Raw genomic sequence first — 23,103 nt, 5'->3', positions numbered from 1 at the left:
GCACCCCCGGCCAGGTCAGAGGGGCTTGAGCCGGGTGTGCAGGAGGCAGAACTCGTTGCCTTCCGGGTCGGCCAGGGTGTGCCAGTTCTCGGCGCCGGTCTGGCCGACGTCGGCCGGCCTGGCGCCGAGGGCGAGCAGCCGCTCCAACTCGGCGTCCTGGTCGCGGTCGGTGGCGTTGACGTCGATGTGCAGGGGGAGCTTCCCCCTCCGCGGGTCGCTGCTGGGGCTCAGGACGAGGGTGGGCTGCGGGCCGCCGAAGCCGGCGTCGGGCGGCCCGATCTCGATGCTTCCGTCGTCCTCCCGGCCGAGTTCGACGTAGCCGAGAACCTCGCACCAGAATGCGGCGAGCCGTTCGGGGTCGGCGCAGTCGAGTACCAGTTCACTGATGCGGCATGCCATGCCGGGGAGTGTACATAGACAGCCCCGAGGCCGATTGTCGGCCGCGGCATGAGCAACCGCGGGATCGCGGCGGGGGCGTACGCGCTCAGTCTCGTGCTGGGGAAGCGAGCGCCTCCGCGCGCTGTGCGAGTCGTTTGAGGGCCACTTCGCCCCAGGTCACGTTGTCCCGTTCGAGGGACAGGCCACGCAGACAGGTGAGATACGGCCCGATGCGTTCGGCGGTGGTGAAGTACTCGTCCTCGGTACGTCCGGCCAGCAGCCATTCCCGTACCCGCTCATAGCGCGCGATCTTGGTCGCCGCCAGCTCCATGCGCTGGGCGATGGCCGTTCGTACGGCCTCCATGTCGCCGACGTCCACGCACTGGACCTTGACCAGCAACTCGTCCCGGATCGCCGTCGGTTTGGCGGGCGGCTCGGCGGTGTAGGCCCGTACGGCGGCAAGACCCTCGTCGGTGAGCGAGAACAGCCGCTTGTTCGGACGGCGCTCCTGCTGCACGACGCGAGCGGCGACGAGGCCCTCGCCTTCCATACGCTCCAGCTCGCGGTAGAGCTGCTGCGGTGTGGCCATCCAGAAGTTGGCGACCGACGCCTCGAACCCCTTGGCAAGGTCGTACCCCGACGCCTCACCCTCCAGAAGCGCCGCCATCACCGCGTTGCGAAGAGCCATGAATCCAACCTAACAGCCTGTTGATTACTCAGTGCGACGACTATGAGCGGGCCTCACGAGGGGCCTTCGACGACCTGTGCCACCGGAAGCAGGGCGGGCCGCTTGGCCTCCCGGCCGTCACCGGACGAGCGGCCGCACAGGCGACGGGCGAGCCAGGGGCCGAGGAAGGAGCCCGCCCAGCGCAGCTCGGTCCCGACGACGCGCAGCCTCGAATGCGCGCGCTCGTCGGCGGGCAGAGGTCTGATCCAGCTGTCGTCGCTTCCCGGTACGGCGAGTGCCTCGGCGACCGCGGCGGCGATCAGGGCATGGCCGCGCGGGCTCGCGTGCAGCCGGTCGGGACTCCACAGCCGGAGGTCGGTGACCACCGGGTGAGGCTCCGCGTCGGCCACCACTACACCGTGGCGGCGGGCCGCCTCGCGAATGCGGCTGTTCAGTGCGGTGACCCGGTGGGCGATGGGTCTGGCGGCCGGGACGATCCGCGCGAAGTCGGGGAAGGTCAGCGTCGCGACGCGGGCACCGCTCCCGGTGAGCGCGGCGAACATCGCCTCCAGGTGCTCGGCCACCTCGTCCGCGTCGAAGCGGGGACGCAGCACGTCGTTGACACCGGCGACGACCGTCGCCAGATCCGGGCGCAGTGCCAGCGCGGGCTCCAACTGCTGTGAGCGCACCTCACCCGCAAGGCGCCCACGGACGGCGAGGTTGGCGTACAGGAGGCCGGTGTCGGTCCGCGCGATCTGCTCGGCGAGCCGGTCCGCCCACCCTCGCGGGTTCCCGGTGCCGTCGTCGTCACCGAGGCCCTCGGTCTGACTGTCACCCAGGGCGACGTACCGCGCGTAGCCACTGTTCGCCATGATCGCCCGCCTTCTCGGAGCTCGAACCCCCGCTGCCTGCGGAGCGAGAGCGGATGACTGACTAGTCGGCTATTAAGATAGTTGACTATGCCAGGAAGTGCACATGTCGGTCGCGCACGGCTCACAGGAGTGGGAACTCGCCCAGCAGGCACCCCGGCCCCGCGGTCCTACTCCACCACTGTCGACTCCCGGATCGTCAGGCTGCAGGGCATGCGGTGCACCCCCGAGGCGGCCCGGCCGCCGATGGCGGCGAACAGATGCTGGGCGGCCGTGCGGCCCAGCACCTCCAGGTTCATGTCGACGGTCGTCAGAGGTGGCCTGGTCTCGGCGGACAGGACCTCCCAGTTGTCGTATCCGACGACCGCGATGTCGTCGGGAACGCGGCGGCCCCGTTCACGGACCGCCTCGACGAACCCCGCAGCGATCTGATCGCTTCCGCAGAACACGGCGTCGGTCTCCGAGTCGGCGGTGAGTACGATCTCGGCCGCCTGCCGCCCCCATCGCCGCGACCAGGCGCCGAAGAGAACCTGGCCGCCGGAGAGGGGAAGTCCGGCTTCTTCCAGGGTTTCGACGGTGCCGGCCGCCCTGTCCTGGGCGGCCTGGTAATGGGTGGGCCCGGTGATGTGGGCGATACGCCGTCTGCCCACGGTCAGCAGGTGATGAACGGCGATGCGCGCCCCGCCCACGTCGTCGGGCACGAACGAGACGTCCTGCGGATCGTCGGAGGGTGCGTAGGCGTAGACGACGGGCACGGGCAGATCGAGGTTGATCGAGGGTCGTGGGTCCGTGCTCTCGCCGACCACGATGATCCCGTCGACGCGGCGGGCCAGCAGGGTGCGAAGGTAGTGCCGCTCGCGGATGGCGTCTCCGCGGGCGTCACAGAGCAGGACGGCCATCTCCCCCGTGCCGAAGGCGTCCTCCGCGCCGAGCAGCACGGGGATGCCGAAGCGGCCGACGCTGTCGCTGGTGAGCAGCCCGACCGTGCGGGTCTGCCCGGAGATCAGGCTCTGGGCAAGCGCGTTCGGCTGGTATCCCAGTTCCTCCGCGGCCCGGAGAACACGCTGGAGCGTCTCGGCGCGGACCTGGCTCCGGCCGTTGAGTGCCTTGGACGCGGTCGCGATCGACACCCCCGCGCGTGTGGCCACATCGGTGATCGTGGTCGCGCGTCGCCGCGTAGAGTCCATCGTCACGAAAACCTTTTCCGCCTAGAGGAAACCGTCACTTCAGACGCCGTCCGCACTCGCCCGGTCCGAACCTAGACCGGTAAGCCCTTGCCATGTAAGGGATGAGCTCCACTCCCGGCTATTGACAGTGCGTCAGCCCGCCTCTACGTTGCGAAAACCTTTTAGGTCAGCCTCATTTATGGCGTCGCAATCACGCTTTACGTGTGTCAGGGGCACGCCATAGCCCACGGCCCCGGCGGTCGCGCGGCTGAACGCACCATCGCGAGCAACCGCCTGCTGTCAACCGCACAGGGAGCCTCCGATGAGAAGACCGCACGTCCTACTGGTACGACGTCGGCGCACGAGATGCCTCCTCCTCGCACTGATGCTCAGCGTCTGTTCCGTCGTCGCCGGGACCCCGGCCCATGCCGCGCAGACCATCGGCTTCCCCACCTTCGGCGGACCCGCGATCCCGGCCGCGCCCGTCGGCTACACGCCCGGCGACATGATGCGGAGCATCTACGACGCGGAGAGCTCGGGGACCGACTTCTGGATGGACCGCCTCCTGGCCCGCTCGGGCAACGACCCGGCGGGATCCTGGCTGATGAGCCGTGGGCGCGCGGTCTTCATGAAGACCCACGATCCCGCGGTGCTCGGCTTCGGCGGCCATGTCGCCTACTGGGAGAGCATCAACGACCAGAACGCCTACAGCGTCGCGATCAGCCCGGGCACCTTCACGGAGCAGGTCGCCCAGCGCCGGCAGGTGCCCAGCCACTGGAAGAGCGTGCACACCAGCGGTTCGGTCACGGTCGACCAGACCAAGTTCATCACCGACAACAACGTCGCGGTGACCAACCTGTCGATCAGGAACAACGGCAGCAGCCCCACCACGCTGCAGTTGCGGGCCACTTCCCCGTACGCCACCACGGGCGGCGGCAGCGAGTTGACCGGCCAGGTGGGCGCCTACAACAACCTCACCACGATCCGCCCTCGGCTCACGGGCGACGGTTTCGCGGTCTCCAACGGCGGTCTCAACCGGTCCGTGACGATCGCGGCCGGGGCCACCGTCACCGCCAAGGTGGTCATGGGCTTCGTCACCGATGAGATCCCCCAGTCGATCACCGAGTACAACGCCTACGCCGGTTACTCCAACGCCACCGCGTTCGCCACCCACGTCAGGGCCTACAACCTGTGGTGGGCGCAGAACGTGCCCTACATCGACGTGCCCGAGGGCGCGATCAAGAAGAACATCTACTACCGCTGGTGGCTGATGCGCTTCAACAGCCTCGACGCCGACATCCCCGGGCAGACCTTCCAGTTCCCGACCTCCACCGAGGGCGTCCTCGGCTACAACAACGCGATAGCGCTGACCCAGCCCATGCACATCGACGACCTCAAGTACCTGCGTAACCCGGCCTACGCGTACGGGGACTGGCTGAGCGTCGGCCAGACCTCCAAGGGGGCCCGCTTCCTCGACAACCCGGGCGACCCGGAGAACTGGTCCAACAGCTACACCCAGTACATCGCCGAGGCGGCCTGGAAGAGCTACCAGATCCACGGCGGCCAGCCCGGCATCGCAGCCAACCTGGCCCGCTACGCCGAGGGAGACGTCAAGGGACAGCTCGCGCACTACGACCACGACAACAACAAGCTCATCGAGTACGACTGGGGCGCCCTGACCGGCAACGACGCCGACGCGGTCTCCTTCCACTGGAAGCCCGGCAACATGGACCGCGCCGAGTCCGCCTACCAGTACAGCGGCGCGCTCGCCGCCGCGCAGGCCTACGAGGCGACCGGCAACACGGCCAAGGCCACCGAGATGCGCACGCTCGCGACGCAGATCAAGGACGCCATCGCCAACGTGCTGTGGAACCCCAACCGACAGCTTTTCGAGCACCGGTTGAAGTCGACCAACGAATGGGTGCCCTGGAAGGAGATCAACAACTACTACCCGTTCTCGGTCGGAGCCGTGCCCAACACCACTGCCTACAAGCAGGCGTTGCGACTCTACGACGACCCGGCCCAGTATCCGATCTTCCCCTTCTACACGGCCAACCAGGTCGACAAGAAGGCCGCGGCCGACGCGGGCAACCCGGGCTCGAACAACTTCTCCACCATCAACTCGACCGTCCAGTTCCGGCTGTACTCGTCGGTGCTGCGCAACTACTCCAACTCATGGATGAGCGCGACCGACTACAAGAAGCTCCTGTACTGGAACACCTGGGCGCAGTACGTCGGCGGCAACACCCAGTGGCCGGACGCCAACGAGTTCTGGGCCGACTGGAACGGCAGCTCGATCAACTACCGCTCCTGGATCCACCACAACATCCTGGGCAGCAGCAACTGGACTGTGATCGAGGACGTCGCCGGTCTGCGGCCCCGCAACGACGCCAAGGTCGAGCTCTCCCCCATCGACATCGGCTGGAGCCACTTCACCGTCAACAACCTCCGCTACCGGGGCGCCGACCTGTCCATCGTCTGGGACGACCCGGCCGACGGAGTGGTGCGCTACCCCGGCGTGCCCGAGGGGTACTCGATCTACGTCAACGGCAGCCGGGCCGCCACTGTCAGCTCGCTCGTGCCCTTCACCTGGGACCCGGCCACCGGTGACGTGACCACGAGCGGTACGGTCACCCACCACACGTCCGTCGCCGGGCTGAAGGCCCCGAACCAGGTCGTCCAGGACAGCCCCCAGATGGTCGACATGCTCGCCAAGGCCGGCGTCGATCTGACGGCCGACCTGACCAACCTCGCCTCCGGGGCGAGCGTGTCCGCCTCCCACACCGGGTCCGGCAGCGCGGCCTCCGGAGCTGTCGACGGCTACCCCACCAACGAACCGTTCTGGGGCGCGGGCGGTTCCCCCAACAGCCAGGACTGGTACGAGCTGAACCTCGGCACCGCCCGCACGCTCAACGAGGTGCGCCTGTACTTCAAGGACAGCCGCCCGGCCAGTGCCACCTACCGGGCCCCGTCCGCGTACACCATCCAGTACTACAACGGCATTTCATGGGTGAGCGCGCCGGGGCAGGCCAAGAGTCCGGCCGTGCCGCGGGCCAACTACAACGTGGTGCAGTTCCCGGCGATCAGCGCCCAGCGCATACGGGTCCTGGCCACCAACGCGTCGGGGGCGAAGACGGGCCTCACCGAGGTCAAGGTGTTCAACAGGGGCGGTGTCCAGCCACCGGCCAACCAGGCGACATCCGCGGCGACTTCGGCGTCGTACACCTCCGCCTGGGAAACCGTCACCGCGATCAACGACGGGATCGATCCGCCGTCGTCCAACGACACCGTGAACCCACGCTGGGGAACCTGGCCGGAGACCGGTCAGCAATGGGCGGAGCTGACCTGGCCGTCCGCGAGGACCCTCGACAGGGCCGAGGTGTACTTCTTCGACGACGACCAGGGCATCGACATGCCCGCCTCGTGGAAGCTGCAGTACTGGAACGGCAGCGCCTACGTCGACGTACCGGGTGCGGGCGGCTATCCGCTGGCCAAGAACCAGTACAACACCGTCACCTTCACCGCGACGAGCACCACACGGCTACGGGTGCTGCTCACCGGGAACGGCACCAACTCCGTGGGGCTTCTGGAGACGAAGGTGTACGGCCCCGGCGCGACCGCCAAGCGATGAAGGGTGTGCCCAAGTGACTCGTTCCAGATGCCTGTCCGTGCTCACCGCCGTGCTCGCCATGGTGGTCGCCTTCCTGGTGGCGCCGCCGACCGCTGCCGCCGCCGTCTCGTTCACCTCGACGGGGGTGAACCAGAACGGCGCCAACTGCCTTGACGTACCGGGCAGTTCGACGACGAGCGGGACACAGCTCCGCGCCAGCACATGTGCCTCCGGCGCGAGCCAGTCCTTCGGCTTCACCCCGGTCGCGGGGACGGCCGACACCTACACCATCAGTACGCACGCCTCCGGCCAGTGTGTCGACGTGTACGGCGCGTCCACCGCGGACAACGCCACGATCATCCAGTGGACCTGCCACAACGGCACGAACCAGCGGTGGCGGCTCGTGCCCGTGACAGTCAGCGGAACCGACAAGACGTTCAACCTCGTCTCCGTCGGCTCCGGCAAGTGCGTGGCGCCGAGCGGCGGTTCGTCTGCCTCGAACACGGGCCTGGTGCAGCTGCCGTGCGGTACCGGGAACGGCAGGGTGTGGCGCCTGCCCGGCTTCAGCGGCGGCGGCACGGGCCCGGGCACGTTCACCAACCCGCTCTCCCAGCGCGGGCCCGACCCCTGGCTGACGTACTACGACGGCTACTACTACCTCGCCACGACCACCTGGAACTCGACGGTCACCATGCGCAAGGCCGGCACCCTGGCGGGCCTCGCCACGGCCACCGACCAGGTGATCTTCAACCTCACCAGGCCCAACGGCGCCGGCACGATGTGGGCTCCGGAGTTCCACCTGCTCGACGGTCCCAACGGGAAGCGGTGGTACTTCTACTACACGGCCGGACGGGAGCCGTACGACCTGGGAACCCAGCGGATCCACGTCCTGGAGAGCGCAGGCCTGGACCCGATGGGCCCCTACAGCTTCAAGGCCGACCTGCTCGACCCGACCCAGGACAACACCTGGGAACTGGACCCGGGCATCCTGCAGTTGAACGGCCAGCTCTATCTCCTCGGCACGTTCTACAACGGCTCGCAGCCCATGTTCATCCGGCCGCTGTCGAACCCCTGGACCGCGAGCGGCACCCGCCGGGTGCTGTCCACTCCGACCTACAGCTGGGAGACGGTGGGCGGCGCGGTCAACGAGGGCGCCGAGGTGCTGCAACGGGGCGGCAAGACGTTCATCGTCTACTCCGCGAGCCACTGCTCCACGCCCGACTACAAGCTGGGGATGCTGACGTACAACGGAGGTGACCCGCTCAGCTCCTCCTCCTGGGTCAAGTCACCGAACCCGGTCTTCCAGCGGTCCAACGCCAACGGTGTGTACGGCCCCGGCCACAACGGCTTCTTCAAGTCGCCGGACGGGTCCGAGGACTGGATCGTCTACCACGCGAACAACTCCGCGGGCGGTGGCTGCGACATGAACCGGTCGACCCGGGCGCAGAAGTTCACCTGGAACGCCGACGGCACACCGAACTTCGGCACACCGGTGGCCCTCGGCGTCACACTGACCGCGCCGTCGGGCGAGTAGGCGTCACTTCGGACTCAGCAGTGGCTCCGCTCGCTCCGCAGACCGTCGGTTCGGGAACCAGCACTTCCCGGAGCGTCGGTTTGCGGATCAGCAGCAGCGCCGCGTCGTCGTGCAGCCGGCCGCCGACATGGGCCAGCAGTTCGTCATGCAGCGCGGTGAGGGTGCGAGCCGGCTCGTCGCACACGTGGCGGGCCAGCCCTTCGGCGAGCCGGTAGAACTCACGGCCGCGGTCGCGGGCCTCGGTGACCCCGTCGGTGTAGAGCAGCAACTGATCCCCGTCCGCGAACGGCACTACGTCCAGGGCGGGGGCGTGCTTCGCGAGGGCGCGCAGTCCGAGGGGCGGGGCCGGATGCGCGGGCTCCACCGGCTCGACGCTTCCGGACTCGCGTATCAGCAGCGGAGGCGCGTGTCCGCAGTTCACGACCTCCAGCTGCCCGTCCTGGGAGTAGCCGGCGACCACGGCGGTGACGAAGTCGTCGCTACCGAGATTGCGCGCCAGGCTCCGCTCGATCCGGTCGATGACGGTGAGGAGGTCGGGCTCGTCGTAGGCGGCCTCCCGGAAGACACCGAGCACCAGCGCGGCGGTCCCCACGGCCGGCAGTCCCTTGCCCCGTACGTCGCCGACGATCAGCCGCACTCCGTACGGGGTGGGTATCAGCGCGTAGAGATCCCCGCCGATACGGGCCTCGGCCGCCGCGGCGCTGTAGCGGACGGCCACCTGGAACGGGCCGACGGTCGCCGGTACGGGCTTGAGCAGCGCGTGCTGGGCGGTCTCCGCGACCGAGCGGACAGCGGCGAGCACCCGGTCGCGGCGCCCGCGCAGCGCGCTGGCCAGGCCACTCGCCACGGTGACGGCGGCAAGGGCGGACAGCAGGGCCGCCAGTTCACTGCCCGGAACGCCGTCACGGGCTCCGAGCGTCGCCCCGAGCACCGCGGCGAGGACGCCGACGCACGCGACACCGCGCGGCCCGTTCGTGGTGGCGGCCAGTGCGGGCCCGGCCACCAGGAGGGGCAGCCAGACCATGCCCGCTCCGCCGACGAAGTCGGCGAGCACGACGACGGAGACGATCAGCACGGGCAGTACGTGGAGCAGGTGCAGTACGGGCGTCCCGGCGGCCAACCGCGCGGTTGCCCGGCCGCGTGCCGAAGCCCCGGATTCGGTCACCCGGTTCCTGCGTGTCCGTATGGACCAGTGGTTGCCGCCATGATCACGGGCCTGACTCATACTTCGTCCGCTGTCCTCACCTGTGCACGGCGCACATTCCTGAAATGCCGGTTTCATCCAGGAAACGGTGTCGGCCCGGACCTTACAAGAAGCTGATTTTCAGATAGTGAGCGACAGCCTCCTGGTCACGCGGTTCGCGGTCGGGATCAGCCGCGCGCGGACGTCCCGCATCCGGGAGAGCCGTTCCACCGGCATCGAGACGCCGAGCGAGCCGAGCGTGTCCCCGCTGTAGACGGGTACGGCGACGCAGACCGTGCCCAGGGCGTACTCCTCCAGATCCGTGACGGCCGGGGCCACGGGTGAGGTGTCCAGGCGCCGGAGCAGTTCCGGCCTGCTGGTGATCGTCCGTGGTGTGAGATCGGCGAGATGGTGCCTGGCGAGGTAGTCCTTACGGTCCTCGTCGTCCAGTTCCCTGAGCACGGCCTTGCCCAGCGCGGTGGCGTGGCCCGCGTCCTCGAACCCCACCCAGAGGTCGACGCGGGGCGCCCTGGGGCCGTCGACGATCTCCGCGACCCGGATCTCGCCCTCCTCGTAGAAGGTGAGGTAGGCGGCGGTCGTGAGTTCGTCGCGCAGCGCGGCGAGCGTGGGGCGGACACGGCTGAGCAGCGCCTGGCCTCGGCCCGTGCTCTGCATCATCTGCAGCTTGTCGCCGAGGACGAAGCCGCCGTCGTCCAGCTTCCGCAGGTATCCGTCGTGGACCAGTGTCCGCAGCAGGTGATAGGCGGTGGCCAGGGGCAGGCCCGTCTCACGTGCCAGCTGCTTCGCCGGCGCCCCGTTCTGGTGCGCGCTGACGGCTTCCAGGAGGCGGAAGGCCCGCTGGACGGACGTGATGAGGGTGGGGCCGTCGTGCTCGCCCATACGACCAGCGTGCGCCGGACGGGCGCCGCGGGCAAGGCGAGCGCTCGGCCCTACCCGCGAGTGACGAGGATCCCGTCGGTGTCGCTGTAGAGGTGGCAGCCGGGTGTGAAGGTCACCCCGCCGAACGAGACCTCGACGTCCCTGTCCCCGACACCCTCCTTGCGGCTCTTGCGGGGGTTGGAACCGAGGGCCTTCACGCCGAGGTCGATCTTGGACAGCGCCTCGACATCACGGACCGCGCCATTGATGACGACACCCTCCCAGCCGCTGGACGCGCCCAGGTCGGCGATGAGGTCCCCCATCAGAGCGGCGGCCAGCGAGCCACCGCCGTCGACGACGAGCACCCGCCCCGCACCCGGCTCACCGAGCGTGGCCTTGAGGACCACGTTGTCCTCGTGGCATCGCACGGTCGTGACAACGCCCTCGAACGACGTCCGGGCACCGAAGATCCGGAACAGGGTGGTGCACGACTGGAGGTCGTCACCGTGCTCGTCGTAGAGGTCGGCTGTGGGCTTCATCGGATTCCTCTCGTGTTCCCTGAGGTCAGGAAGAAAGTGACAGCGTAGGTGAAGCGTCCGGTGCGGACCGCTTGATCGAACTGGGCCACGAACCGGTCGGCGGCAGCGGTGTGGGCCCAGCTCCGGAGTCCCATCACGTTGTCGGCGGGCGTCGGGTCGCGGACGACGAGGGTGCGGGCTTCCACGAACGGCTCGGCGGTCAGGCGCTTCAGGACCTCGACGAGTTCGGCCGGCCGGGACTGGCTGTCGACCGCAGTGAAAGCGTGTGGCACGTTGCGGCGGCTCATGGATGAAAGCTAGCGCTGAGCGGGACGGGCGTGGCCCCACCCTTCGCGCCAACCGCGTCAACCAGGCCGACCGGGGTCGATCGCCCAGGTCGGCGGCATCACCGTGCCGTCCGCCGGTCTGCGGTCGCCGAGCTTGTAGCCTGCACGGGCCCCGGGAGGGGGCGCTCACGACGCCGAGACGACTCGCGCGCTCCCTGTGCTTCTGCTCACACCGCCGTCGCCTCCTGTAATTTACTAGGACGTCCTACTATCTAGTTAGTCAGCGTTCCCCTGACCTGTCTGGGAAGGCCCCCATGAGCGACCTGCACCGCCCCGCGAACCCCATCCGTCTGGTCACCGCGTCGGCGCTGTTCGACGGGCATGACGCCTCGATCAACATCATGCGGCGGATCTTCCAGTCCCAAGGGGCCGAGGTGATTCATCTCGGACACAACCGGTCGGTGCAGGAGGTCGTGGACGCGGCCCTTGAGGAGGACGCGCACGGTGTGGCGGTCTCGTCCTACCAGGGCGGGCACGTGGAGTACTTCGAGTACCTGGTCGACTCGCTGCGCCGGCAGGGAGCCGAGCACGTGCGCGTGGTGGGCGGCGGGGGCGGCGTCATCGTGCCCGAGGAGATCACCCGGCTGCGCAGCAGCGGGGTGACCATCTTCTCCCCGGAGGACGGCCAGCGCATGGGCCTCGCCGGGATGGTCAACACGGTGGTGAAGGACTGCGACTTCGACCTCTGGGACGGCAAGCCCGCCGACGCGGCCGCCGTCCTCGCGGGCGACCGGTTCGCGATCGCCCGCTCCATCACGGGTGCGGAGCTCGGCAAACTGCCCACGGATTTCCTGGAGCAGTTGCGTGCCGCCGGGGCCGCGCGCAGCACGCCGGTGGTCGGTATCACCGGCACCGGCGGCTCGGGCAAGTCCTCGCTGACCGACGAGCTGGTGCGCCGGTTCCGTCTGGACCAGCAGGACAAGCTGCGGATCGCGGTGATCGCGGTCGACCCGACCCGCCGCCGCGGCGGCGGTGCGCTGCTCGGTGACCGGATCCGTATGAACTCCCTCGACGGGAACCGGATCTTCTTCCGGAGTCTTGCCACCCGCGGCAGCCACGAGCTGCCCGCGCACCTCTCCGAGGTGATCGACGTGGTCAAGGCCGCCGGCTTCGACCTGGTGATCGTGGAGACACCGGGCATCGGCCAGGGCGACGCGGCGATCGTGCCGTTCGTCGACACCTCGCTGTACGTGATGACGCCGGAGTTCGGCGCCGCCTCGCAGCTGGAGAAGATCGACATGCTCGACTTCGCCGACGTCGTGGCTATCAACAAGTTCGAGCGGCGCGGCGCCAAGGACGCGCTGCGGGACGTGGGCCGCCAACTGGTCCGTAACCGCGAGGCGTTCGGGAAGCGGCCCGAGGACATGCCGGTGCTCGGCACCTCGGCGGCCACGTTCAACGACGACGGTGTCACCGCGCTCTACCAGTACGTGAAGGCGGCGCTGGCCGAGCACGGGCTGCCGTTGTCCGAGGGCACGCTGGCACCGGTCGACGTGCGCCACTCCTCCGGCATCCGGCAGGTGGTTCCCGCGGACCGGGTGCGCTACCTCGCCGAGATCACCGACTCGGTCCGCGGATACCACTCCGCCACCGAGCTGCTGGCCGAGGCGGCCCGGCGGGTGCAGCGCCTGGAGGCCGTCGAGGGCGAACTGGTCGCTGCCGGCTCCGAGGCGGCCAACGTCCAGTCGCTGCTCGACGGCGCCCGCAAGCACCTCCCGCAGGACGTCAGGGAGCAGATCGCCAACTGGCCCGCCGTCGTTGCCTCGTACTCCGGCGACGAGCTGGTCGTGAAGGCGCGGGACAAGGAGATCCGCACCAAGCTGACCCGCGAGTCCCTCTCGGGCAACAAGATCCCTCGTGTCTCGCTGCCCCGGTTCACCGACCACGGGGAGCTGGTGCGGTTCTGGCGTCGGGAGAACCTGCCCGGCCACTTCCCGTTCGCCGCCGGGGTGTTCCCCTTCAAGCGCGACGGTGAGGACCCGGCGCGGATGTTCGCCGGAGAGGGAGATCCGTTCCGCACCAACCGACGCTTCAAGCTGCTGTCCGAGGGCCAGCCGGCGACCCGGCTGTCCACCGCCTTCGACTCGGTCACCCTCTACGGCCGCGACCCGGACGAGCGTCCCGACATCTACGGCAAGGTCGGCACGTCCGGCGTGTCGGTCGCCACCCTCGACGACATGAAGACGCTCTACGACGGCTTCGACCTGATCGCGCCGACGACCTCGGTGTCGATGACGATCAACGGCCCGGCCCCGACCGTGCTCGCGTTCTTCCTCAACACCGCCATCGACCAGCAGGTCGAGCGGTTCCGTACCGCGGAGGGCCGTGACCCCTCCCCCGAGGAGACGGTCGAACTGCGTGCGCACGCACTGGCGAACGTGCGCGGCACGGTGCAGGCCGACATCCTCAAGGAGGACCAGGGACAGAACACCTGTCTGTTCTCCACCGAGTTCAGCCTGCGGATGATGGCCGACATCCAGGAGTGGTTCATCGCCAACAAGGTCCGCAACTTCTACTCGGTGTCCATCTCCGGCTACCACATCGCCGAGGCCGGGGCGAACCCCATCAGCCAGCTCGCCTTCACCCTCGCCAACGGCTTCACCTATGTGGAGGCCTACCTCGCGCGGGGCATGCACATCGACGACTTCGCCCCCAACCTGTCGTTCTTCTTCTCCAACGGCATGGACCCGGAGTACTCGGTCCTGGGCCGCGTCGCCCGCCGGATCTGGGCCGTCGCGATGAAGGAGAAGTACGGGGCCAACGAGCGCAGCCAGAAGCTGAAGTACCACGTCCAGACCTCCGGACGCTCCCTGCACGCCCAGGAGATGGACTTCAACGACATCCGCACCACCCTGCAGGCGCTCATCGCCATCTACGACAACTGCAACAGCCTGCACACCAACGCCTACGACGAGGCCGTGACCACCCCCACCGAGGACTCCGTCCGCCGGGCCCTGGCCATCCAGTTGATCATCAACAGGGAGTGGGGCCTGGCCATGAACGAGAACCCCCTCCAGGGCTCGTTCATCATCGACGAACTCACCGATCTGGTCGAGGAGTCCGTCCTCCAGGAGTTCGAGCGGATCAGCGAGCGGGGCGGTGTGCTCGGCGCCATGGAGACCGGCTACCAGCGCGGCCGCATCCAGGACGAGTCGATGCTCTACGAACAGCGCAAGCACGACGGCACCCTGCCCCTCATCGGCGTCAACACCTTCCGCAACCCCCACGCGGACACCGCCGAACCCGTCGTCATCGAGCTGGCCCGCGCCACCGAGGACGAGAAGCAGTCCCAGCTGGAGCGCGTGCGCGACTACCAGTCCAGCCACCGCGACCCGGCCCACGCGGCCCTGGCCGCACTCAAGGACGCGGCGGTCAGCGGCGACAACGTCTTCGCCGTCCTCATGGAGACCGCCCGCGTCTGCTCGCTCCAGCAGATCACCGACGCCTTCTTCGAGGTCGGGGGCCAGTACCGCCGCAACGTCTGATCCGGCGCCCGTCCCGTCAAACGTCTGATCCGGCGTCCGTCCCGTCAAGCGCCTCGCCACGCGACCCGGTCGAGCAGCTCAGCCCGCGGCGCAGGGCGAGGCGCCGTCGCGTCCGCGCACGCCCACCTTCGCGGGCGGCCACCGAGTGCTGCGAGGGACTCCGAGAGTCTTGACGTGCGCACGGGACGACCACAGAATGACCGCACACTCTGACAACGTTGTCGAAAGGTTGCGTTCATGTCGCAGCGCGCCGTGGGGTTCACACGCCGTCGAGCCATGCAACTCCTCGGCGCTTCCGGCATCGTGACCGGGCTCCCGCTCGCCCTGGGTTCGGGCCGGGCCTCCGCCGCGACAACCGCGGCCGCCCCAGGAGAGGACCCCGTCTCCGACACGTACTACCGGGTCCTGCTCTCCCACACCCGGTGGTCGGAGCAGCAATGGGACCCGGCCCAGGGCCACTACACCGACAGGGACTTCGGCTTCGCCGTCGTACTCGGCAACGCCGTCCTGCTGACCCGGGGCCCGTACGACGCCGAGCGGGCCGGAGTCGACAAGGACACCCTGCGCGCCAGGACCCTCGCCACCGTGCAGCACTTCGCGGCGTCCAACCGGCTGACCGGCGGTACCAAGTGGGGGCGGCGACTGTTCTGGGACACCACGTTCCAGTCGTACTTCGTGCTCGCGGCCCGCCTGTTGTGGGACGACCTCGATGAGGCGACGCGCCGGAACATCGACACCATCGCCCGCGAACAGGCGCAGTACACCACGCAGTTGGGCACGGGCGACGATCCCGACTCCGGTGACTGGACCCCGCACGGCCTGACCGGCGGATTCCAAGGCGACACCAAGCTGGAGGAGATGGGGGTCTACACCCAGTCACTGGCCCCCGGTCTGGCCTGGGCGAGCGACGATCCGCGGTACGACGCGTGGCGCGCCGCCTTCGGCCGGTGGAGCCGCAACGAGGCGGGGCTCCCGGCCGCGGACCTCGCCAACCCGGCCCGCGTGGACGGGGTCGCCGTCAGCGCGAACACCGCGCAGAACCTCTATGACACGTTCATCGTCGAGAACCACGGTTCGTTCGGCCCGCACTATCAGGAAGAGCTCTGGCGTACTTCGGGACGCAACAGCGCCCACTTCCTCGCCGCGGGCCGCGCCCTGCCCGAGGTGTTCACGGCACAGCCGAACGCCGGGCCGTTGTGGCGCACCCTGCTCGGCGTGATGAGCGACGCGGGCGAACCCCTGATGCCGATGGTCGCCGATCGCGAGCACCTCTACGGGCGGGACGTCATTCCGCTCGCCTTCCTGGCCCAGGTCGTCGGCGACCGTGCGGCGGCCCGCTGTGAAGTGGCCCTGGCCGAGCGCCTGGAGGCATATCAGGAGTACCCGCCGCAGTACCGCCTGGCGAAGTTCTCGGGCGAGTCCAAGTACGAGCCGGAGGCCCGGGCCGAGCTGGCCATCAGCTACCTGCTGCACGAGTGGCGGGCCCGGTCGGGCAAGGCACCCGTGCGTCCCCTGTCTCAGCGCGAGCTCTTCGAGCGGGCGAGCGGCGTCACCGACTACGGCCCGGGACCCGGCCTCGTCTCCCATCAGTCGCCGGGCGCGTGGTCCGGTGCGGTCAGCAAGTCCGGCTTCGTGAAGTTCGCCTGGCAACCGGCCCATGACGACTGGCTGTTCGCACTCAGCGGTTCGACCCCGATGTTCCTGCCGAGCACCGGTGCCAAGGTCACCCGGCGTTCGGTCGTCACCTACTCGCGGCTGCGGGACGGGTTCGACGGCAGCGCGAGTCTGCTCACGCTGGACCACGGGTACGCGGGCTTCACCACGCTGCCGTCCGGCGCCGTCGTGTACGCGACCTCCGGGACGGCTTACGGCGAGGGCCACTTGGAGGTGCGCAACCTGACCATGCCCGGGATGCCGGGGCTGGACGGGAAGCGCACCTATCGGGCGGCCGAGGGAAGCACGACGGTCGTCGCCGGGAGCGGTGGCACGTCCGCCGGCCCACGCGTCGACGAACTCACCTTTCCGCGTGACCGGTTCCGTCATCTGCGCATGCTCGGAGTGCGCCCCGACCCGTCGTACGGCTATTCGCTGTACGCCTTCGAGATACGTGACGGAGCCTCGGGCCCCGACCTGGCGCGCGAGGCCGGGTCGGCGGCCTCCGCCTCGTCCTTCGACCCGGGCAGGGAGCCCAGGCTCGCCGTCGACGGCAACGCCACCAGCCGCTGGGCGGTGTCGCGCGCGGACCGTCCACGGGCGGACAGCTGGATCGCGGTCGACCTGGGCGCGTCCCGGGACGTGGACCGGGTGACGCTTCGCTGGGAGGCCGCGGCGGGCCGTGCGTACCGGATACAGGGATCGGCCGACGGGCAGCAGTGGACCGACCTGGTCTCCTGGCCGCGGCCGGACCTCACCAGCCGTGGCGGATGGCTGGACGTCGACGGCCGCGCGGGTCTCCTCGTGCGAGGCGGCGCCAACCCGGTCTCGGTGTACGGAGACACAGTCGCCCTCTCCGACGGACCGGCCGAGAGCGTGCTCATCGAGGCACTCCCCGGCGCAACGCCCGAGGAACTGCGTACCGCCGCCGCCCGCAAAACCCCCTCGACGCAGTCCGCTCAGGTGAAGGCGGCCCTCACCGAGCACCACCTGAGCCTGTTCAACCTTTCCTCGGACGCCGTGACCACCACCGTGACGATCCCGGGTTCGCGTGCCGAGGGAATCCGTCTCTACCAAGGCGTTCAGACCGTCACCGAGGCGGGCACGGCCTTCCACGCCGAACTGTCCGCCGCATCCGCCGCCCTGGCGCCCGCGCGCCTCGTCCTCTCCGGCGGCCGCATTCCTGTCGGACTCCGCGCCGAGGTGCGCGACGGCCGGACCGTACGACTCACCGGCCCCTCCTGCCACGTCACCGTCTCGGCGCAGGGCAAGAGCGTCGATGCCAGGGTCCGCGCGGGCCGCACGACCACCGTCACCGTGCCGCGCGCCAAGGCGTACCCCTTCGACGACCTGGCACTCGGGCGCACCACCTTCCCGACCGCACCGCTGCCGCCCGGTATGACGGACCCCAGGGCCGCGGTCGACGGCGACGCGGGCACCGCATGGTCGCCCGGTCCCGACGGTCGCATGGTCGTCGACCTGGGCTCCGAACAGCACATCACCGAGATCCGGACCCAGTGGCGAGGAGGCCACGCCCCGGCATCCCAGGTCGAGTTCAGCCTGGACGGCCGTACGTACAGTGGCGCGGCGCGGCTGTCGGCGCGTGGCGTCCTGCGTACCGACCGCACGACCCGCTACGTGGCACTACGGGTCATGACGTCGGCCGCGCGCCCTGTCTCACTCATCGCCCTCACTGTCACGCGGGAGTGACCGCACCGAACACTTCCGGGGGTGGCGAGGACGTTGCCTCGCCCCTTCAGCAACACCCGCCGTCAGTACCGCCGTTGACCGCTTCGAGGCGGCAGAAGCACGACGCCTCGACCGGTACGTCCGCCAACGCCGTGGCGATCTTCAGTTGCTGGGCAACGATCTCCGCCTCCCCCGTCTTGCCCAGCCGGACGAGGCATTCGTGGAAGCCGTGCAGGGCCCAGACGTTGCCGGGGTGCTGGAGGGCGCGCGGGAGCGTGTCGTCCAGGCCCAGGTCGGCCCGGTAGACGGCTTCGGCCTCCGTGATGCGGCCCTGTTCGAGGAGTAGGGCGCCGTACGCGTGGCGGGTGGGCTGCATCCAGCCCCACGGTTCGTCGTAGGGGAGGTTGTCGTCCAGTGCGATGGACCGTTCCAGGGCGGCGAAGGCGGCCTCGTGGTTGCCCTTGCGGTACTCCAGTTCGCCGTCGAGCATCGCCGACGCGATCGCGAGGATGTCGGCGCAGGTGTTGTTGAACAGCATCCGCGTCTCCGGTACCCGGGTGACGGCCTCGCGGAACAGTTCGCGTTCGGCCGCGGCCGCGTCGATCCGACCGGTGGCCGAGAACGCGACCCCGCGGGCGTAGTGGAGCATCGCGGACGTCGCGCAGTACAGCTTCGGATCGGCGGGCAGTGGCAGTTCCACGATGTCGGACCAGCGGCCGAAGCGGATCAGCGCGTGGACCCGCATGGCGAGGAAGGCCTCCAGCCAGTCCGCCATGGGCGGGCTCTGCACCCGCAGCAGGTCCTCCGGGATGGAGGCTTCGAGCTGGGCGGCCGTCTCCAGAGCGGTCTTCGACTGACCGAGGAACATCGCGCCGTAGATCTTGAAGTGGTAGTTGTGCGAGCGGTACAGCGTGTAGAAGTTCATCGCTCCGGCCCGCGCGCGGTACTTCTCGTCGGCGACGATGGCCGTGCTGTTGTCGGACACCACACGCCGGTAGTCGCCGCAGAGGACGTCCAGGTGTGTGGGCATGTGCTGCAGATGGCCGGCGTCGGGGACCAGGCCGCGCAGCCGGTCCGCGACGGGCAGCGCGGTCTCGGGGGCCGAGGACATCTCCATCAGGTGGATGTACATGTGCAGGACGCCGGGGTGCCGCGCCCCTGCCTCGGTGGCGACCGCCCGTTCCAGGACCGCCTTCGCGTCGAGCGTGCGAGCGCCCTCGGCCGGTTGGCCGGTGCGCAGGTCCCACAGCTGCCACGGGGTGAGGTTCATCAGCGCGTCGGCGTAGAGGGTGGCGATGTCGAGGTCGTCGGGGGCGAGTTCGTACACGGCGCGCATGCTGTCGGCGTAGGGCTCGTTCCACACCGAGCAGTCCTCGACCGCCTCCGCCTGCGGATAGCGGGCCCGCAGCGCGCCGATCAGCGCCTGTTCGACGGGGGTGGCTCCGGCTGCCTTCTCCTGCGCCAGTTCCACGGCGGCGTGGGTGCGGTCGACGGTACGGGCCAGGTCCTCGCCGTCGAAGAACTCCCAGGGCTTGTTGTAGTTGGGGCCCAGGGCGTAGGCGATGCCCCAGTGGGCCATGGCGCAGTCGGGATCCGCGGCCACGGCCGCCTCGAAGCAGGAGACGGCTTCCTCGTGATGGAAGGCGTACGACCAGACCAGGCCGCGGTCGAACCACTTCTGGGCCTCGGGGGACGTTGTCGTCACGGGCCGCCTGTGGGTGCCGAGATCGTAGTAGTCCATCGGTCCGCCTCTCCTGTGCCGCCTCCGTGGCCGAAACCGCGAAGGACATCTCTACCACCGAGGCTAGAGGCGGTACCGGACACGCCGTAGCGCTCCTGGGCGAATGGAACGTACGACGCGAACGCCCGCCCGGACCATGGCGCGGTCCGGGCGGGCGTGGGAGCGGGCGGTGGATCAGGGAGTGATCCTCCACTGCTGGATGTAGCCGACGTCGATCGACGCCACGTCACGCACCCGCAGCTTCCAGGTGCCCTCGATGGGCTGCGCCGAGGCGTCCACGACGAAGGTCTGGTTGACGTTGTCGGCCGAACCGCCGCTGCGGTTCAGCAGCGAGTACACGGTCCCGTTGGGTCCGACCAGATCGACCGTCAGGTCACCCCGGTAGGTGTGCACGATGTTGACGTACACCTCCGTGGTGGCCGAGGCGTTGCCCGGGCGGCCGGTGATGGTGACGGGCGACTCGACCGCCGCACCGACGTCGGGGATGTCGACCCGGGTGGAGTTGCCGTAGACGTACGCCACCCGCCACTCGAAGGTGTCCGACGCGGTCGCACCCGTGCTGTCGGTCACCGTCACGGTGACGTCACTGGTGCCGGTCGTGGTCGGGACCCCGGAGATCAGCCCGCCGGCGCTCGCGGTCAGGCCGTCGGGCAGGCCGGTGACCTCGTAGGTCAGCGTCGCGTCCGTGTTGGTCGTGTAGGCGTCGATCTGCAGGGACACCTCCTGGCCGACCCCGGAGGCCTGGTCGTCGATCGGGGAGACGTTGACGCCCAGTGCTATGCGGTCACCGACGTTGATGCCCGCCCAGGCGGCGGCGACGGCGAGGTAGGTGTCGCTGTAGGCACCGAAGAGGTCACCCGCGGCCTGCAGGGTCGCGACCCTGGCACCCGCGTAGTTGGTCGACGACGTCATGTACGTCGTCAGCGCCCGGTACCAGATCCGGGCCGCGTTCTCGATGCCGATGCCCGCGACCGGGACGCCGTCGGCGGTGGGGCTGTCGTAGTTCACCCCGTTGACGGTCTTCGCGCCGCTGCCCTCGGACAGCAGGTAGAAGAAGTGGTTCGCGGGACCGGAGGAGTAGTGGACGTCGATGCTGCCCAGCGAGGCGTCCCAGTTGTCGCGGGACTGGCCGTCCTTGGAGGGCTTGTCCATGTACCGCAGCGGGGTGCCGTTGCCGTTGATGTCGATCTTCTCGCCGACCAGGTAGTCGGGGACGTCGGCGTCCAGACCTGCGTTGAACTCCACCGCCGCGGCGAAGATGTCGGAGGTCGCCTCGTTCAGACCGCCCGACTCCCCCGAGTACGTCAGGTTGGCGGTGGCGCTGGTGACACCGTGGGTCATCTCGTGCGCCGCCACGTCCAGCGAGGTCAGCGGCTTGGCGTTGCCGGACCCGTCGCCGTACGTCATGCAGAAGCAGGAGTCCTGCCAGAAGGCGTTGACGTAGTTGTTGCCGTAGTGGGCGCGGCTGTAGGCGGCGACACCGTCGTTACGGATGCCGTTGCGGCCGTAAACGTTCTTGTAGTAGTCCCAGGTCGCGGCCGCGCCGAAGGCGACGTCCACACCGGCGGTCTGCCGGTTGCCCGGGGTGCCGTCACCCCAGACATCGTTGTCATCCGTGAACAGTGCGCCGGTCCCGGAGGTTCCCTGGTTCAGGTCGTACGTGCGCTGTCCCGCGCGGTCCCCGTCGACCATCTGGTACGACGAACCGGACGGCGTGGTGCCGACCGCGACCGAGCCGTTGTACTGGCCCGTGCCCGTGCCGGTGTGCACGCTCTCGTACTTCGAGGCGACCTTGCCGGAGGCCGCGTCGGTGACGACGTGCAGTTCGCTGGGCGTGCCGTCCTCCTGGAACCCCTCGACGACGGATTCCCAGGCCAGGACCGGCTTGGACCCGGCGGCGGCCCAGACGACGAGCCGCGGCTTGCCTTCGACCTCGGACCGCTCCACGTCGGCCGCCTTGCCGATCGCGAGCGCCTTGGTGGCGGCGCCGGCCGCGGAGATCTTCGGCGTGGTGGTGGGCACCGCGATGGTGGCGCGGGTGGCCTTGGACGTGGTGGTCCGGCCGTTCTTCAGGTGCAGCACCAGGTCACCGCCGAGGACCGGGAGTCCCGCGTAGGTGCGCTCGTACCGGGTGTGGGTCGTGCCGTCGGCGTCCTTGATGACATCCTTGACGACGAGCTTCTCCCGGGAGCCGAGGCCGAGTTGCCCGGCCGTTTCCCCGGCGGTGGCGGTCGCGCTCTTGAGGAGCGCGGCGCGCTTCGCGGGCGACAGCTCGGTCTGCGCCGCACCGGCACGCGGTGTGGCGGTGATCTTCGAGGAACCGGGATCCGCGGGCGCGGCGGATACGGGTCCGGACTGGACTCCGAGGACGAGCAGCGAGCTCGCGGTCGTGAGGGCCAGGGCCGCGGCGCGTCTGCGCCGGTGGGTGGAACGGTGATACCCGGACAAGGTCTTCTCCTCCTGCGACAGCCGGCCCCTGGTGAGGGCCGACGGCGAGCGGACCGACTGGGTTGCGGCCGGTCCGGAATGGGGGGTGGAGCGGGAAGGAGCACCGCACCGGCCGACACGCGCAGGCGTCCGAAGACGCGGTGACGCGTGCGACGTGAGGGTGCGGGGATGTACGAGTGGGAGACGTGGGAGGTGTGAGAGGTGCGACGATGTGAACGAACAGTGAATGTTCCACAGCAGAGTGACACCACTCGCACAGGCTTGTCATGGAAGTGACAAGACAACGGCTTGAATTGACCATTGCTTGCTGTGAGTTCATCACCGCCGACGAACACTTTCAGCCGCTGCGCGGGTACGTGCCCGGCCGTGTGGGGCTGGGCACGTACGGGTGGGGTGTGCCTGGCCGTGTGAGGCTGTGCCTTCTCAGAACTCGCTGTCGATGCCGGTGACGACCGCCTGCCCCAGCGGGGCGTCGTCCTCGGTGAATCCGCTGTCGCGCAGAGCCTTCGACACCAGCCCCACCGCCTCGCTCTCGGCGCTGGAGCGGTCCGCCGCCTCGACCTCGATCCTGGCCGAGAACATGCCACCCTCCTCGACGGTCAGCAGGCTCAGTTCCTCGCTCTCGCCCAGGTCCGTGTTCTGCGGGTCACGAGGCCGGAGCCTGTCCTCGATGCCGGAGCGCACGGCGTCGGAGACGCTGCGGACGAACGTGCCGGGAACGGTGATGACGTACGTGGTCACTGGAACTCCTTACGAGGACGCCCGGTCTCCCATGTACTCCACGTTCCCCGCCTTCGGCCGGGAATGCGAACCGCCCGCCCGGCCGACGCCTCGGACAGTGGTTCGATACGGAACCCCGTTTGAGTATGCGTACTCATGAAACGGGACACAGGCTCCGGCAGGCTCCCGAATGAACGAAAGGACGAGGTCAAGGGC

The 23,103-nt window shown here is 69.2% G+C and carries 15 protein-coding genes; 4 read left to right on the top strand and 11 right to left on the bottom strand.

Annotated elements, in window-relative coordinates; translation table 11 throughout:
* Positions 1-15: 15 nt before the first annotated feature.
* The 4 genes from ACFWXQ_RS19395 to ACFWXQ_RS19380 form a co-directional block, all read right to left on the bottom strand.
* A complete protein-coding gene (locus ACFWXQ_RS19395) occupies positions 16-399 on the bottom strand; it encodes a VOC family protein (RefSeq protein ID WP_383942232.1) in 384 nt (127 codons plus the stop codon).
* Positions 400-484: 85 nt separating this feature from the next.
* Positions 485-1,066, bottom strand: a complete 582-nt coding sequence (locus ACFWXQ_RS19390; RefSeq protein WP_383942229.1) for a PadR family transcriptional regulator — start codon at positions 1,064-1,066, stop codon at positions 485-487.
* Between the two features lie 53 nt (positions 1,067-1,119).
* Positions 1,120-1,917, bottom strand: a complete 798-nt coding sequence (locus ACFWXQ_RS19385; protein WP_383942226.1) for an SGNH/GDSL hydrolase family protein — start codon at positions 1,915-1,917, stop codon at positions 1,120-1,122.
* A gap of 167 nt (positions 1,918-2,084) precedes the next feature.
* Entirely contained in the window at positions 2,085-3,101 is a 1,017-nt protein-coding gene (locus tag ACFWXQ_RS19380) for a LacI family DNA-binding transcriptional regulator (RefSeq protein WP_383942223.1), read from the bottom strand.
* A gap of 301 nt (positions 3,102-3,402) precedes the next feature.
* Here ACFWXQ_RS19380 and ACFWXQ_RS19375 point away from each other — a divergent pair, with 301 nt between their 5' ends.
* Entirely contained in the window at positions 3,403-6,711 is a 3,309-nt protein-coding gene (locus tag ACFWXQ_RS19375) for a discoidin domain-containing protein (RefSeq protein WP_383942220.1), read from the top strand.
* A 13-nt stretch (positions 6,712-6,724) separates the two neighbouring features.
* Positions 6,725-8,224 (top strand): family 43 glycosylhydrolase, encoded by a 1,500-nt coding sequence (locus tag ACFWXQ_RS19370; RefSeq protein WP_383942217.1) that lies wholly within the window; start codon positions 6,725-6,727, stop codon positions 8,222-8,224.
* On the opposite strand, the gene ACFWXQ_RS19365 is transcribed toward ACFWXQ_RS19370, so the two are convergent.
* The 4 genes from ACFWXQ_RS19365 to ACFWXQ_RS19350 all read right to left on the bottom strand — a co-directional run bounded on the left by ACFWXQ_RS19365 (position 8,196) and on the right by ACFWXQ_RS19350 (position 11,112).
* Positions 8,196-9,449 (bottom strand): PP2C family protein-serine/threonine phosphatase, encoded by a 1,254-nt coding sequence (locus tag ACFWXQ_RS19365; RefSeq protein WP_383942214.1) that lies wholly within the window; start codon positions 9,447-9,449, stop codon positions 8,196-8,198. The genes ACFWXQ_RS19370 and ACFWXQ_RS19365 overlap by 29 nt on opposite strands.
* Positions 9,450-9,548: 99 nt before the next feature.
* Positions 9,549-10,307, bottom strand: coding sequence for an IclR family transcriptional regulator (locus ACFWXQ_RS19360; protein WP_383942211.1), 759 nt, complete (start codon positions 10,305-10,307; stop codon positions 9,549-9,551).
* A 50-nt stretch (positions 10,308-10,357) separates the two neighbouring features.
* Entirely contained in the window at positions 10,358-10,825 is a 468-nt protein-coding gene (gene rraA, locus ACFWXQ_RS19355; RefSeq protein WP_383942208.1) for a ribonuclease E activity regulator RraA, read from the bottom strand.
* A complete protein-coding gene (locus ACFWXQ_RS19350; RefSeq protein WP_383942205.1) occupies positions 10,822-11,112 on the bottom strand; it encodes a hypothetical protein in 291 nt (96 codons plus the stop codon). The genes rraA and ACFWXQ_RS19350 overlap by 4 nt, the downstream gene beginning before the upstream one ends.
* A 293-nt stretch (positions 11,113-11,405) precedes the next feature.
* Here ACFWXQ_RS19350 and icmF point away from each other — a divergent pair, with 293 nt between their 5' ends.
* Both icmF and ACFWXQ_RS19340 read left to right on the top strand, forming a co-directional pair.
* Positions 11,406-14,636, top strand: coding sequence for a fused isobutyryl-CoA mutase/GTPase IcmF (icmF, locus tag ACFWXQ_RS19345; RefSeq protein ID WP_386268663.1), 3,231 nt, complete (start codon positions 11,406-11,408; stop codon positions 14,634-14,636).
* A gap of 237 nt (positions 14,637-14,873) precedes the next feature.
* Positions 14,874-17,999 carry a discoidin domain-containing protein gene (locus tag ACFWXQ_RS19340; RefSeq protein ID WP_383953469.1) on the top strand — a complete coding sequence of 1,042 codons (3,126 nt, stop codon included), beginning with the start codon at positions 14,874-14,876 and terminating at the stop codon, positions 17,997-17,999.
* A gap of 46 nt (positions 18,000-18,045) precedes the next feature.
* Here ACFWXQ_RS19340 and ACFWXQ_RS19335 read toward each other — a convergent pair whose 3' ends face one another.
* The 3 genes from ACFWXQ_RS19335 to ACFWXQ_RS19325 all read right to left on the bottom strand — a co-directional run bounded on the left by ACFWXQ_RS19335 (position 18,046) and on the right by ACFWXQ_RS19325 (position 22,908).
* Complete coding sequence (locus ACFWXQ_RS19335; protein ID WP_383953467.1) at positions 18,046-19,719, bottom strand: hypothetical protein; 1,674 nt, start codon at positions 19,717-19,719, stop codon at positions 18,046-18,048.
* A gap of 174 nt (positions 19,720-19,893) precedes the next feature.
* Positions 19,894-22,167 (bottom strand): M4 family metallopeptidase, encoded by a 2,274-nt coding sequence (locus ACFWXQ_RS19330; protein WP_383953465.1) that lies wholly within the window; start codon positions 22,165-22,167, stop codon positions 19,894-19,896.
* Between the two features lie 423 nt (positions 22,168-22,590).
* A complete protein-coding gene (locus ACFWXQ_RS19325; protein ID WP_383953463.1) occupies positions 22,591-22,908 on the bottom strand; it encodes a hypothetical protein in 318 nt (105 codons plus the stop codon).
* Between the last annotated feature and the right edge of the window lie 195 nt (positions 22,909-23,103).

This window comes from Streptomyces sp. NPDC058697 (genome assembly GCF_042715345.1).
Taxonomy (GTDB): Bacteria; Actinomycetota; Actinomycetes; order Streptomycetales; family Streptomycetaceae; genus Streptomyces; species Streptomyces liliifuscus.
The sequence above is the reverse complement of the archived record's forward strand: the minus strand, read 5'-3'. Positions and strand labels throughout refer to the sequence as shown.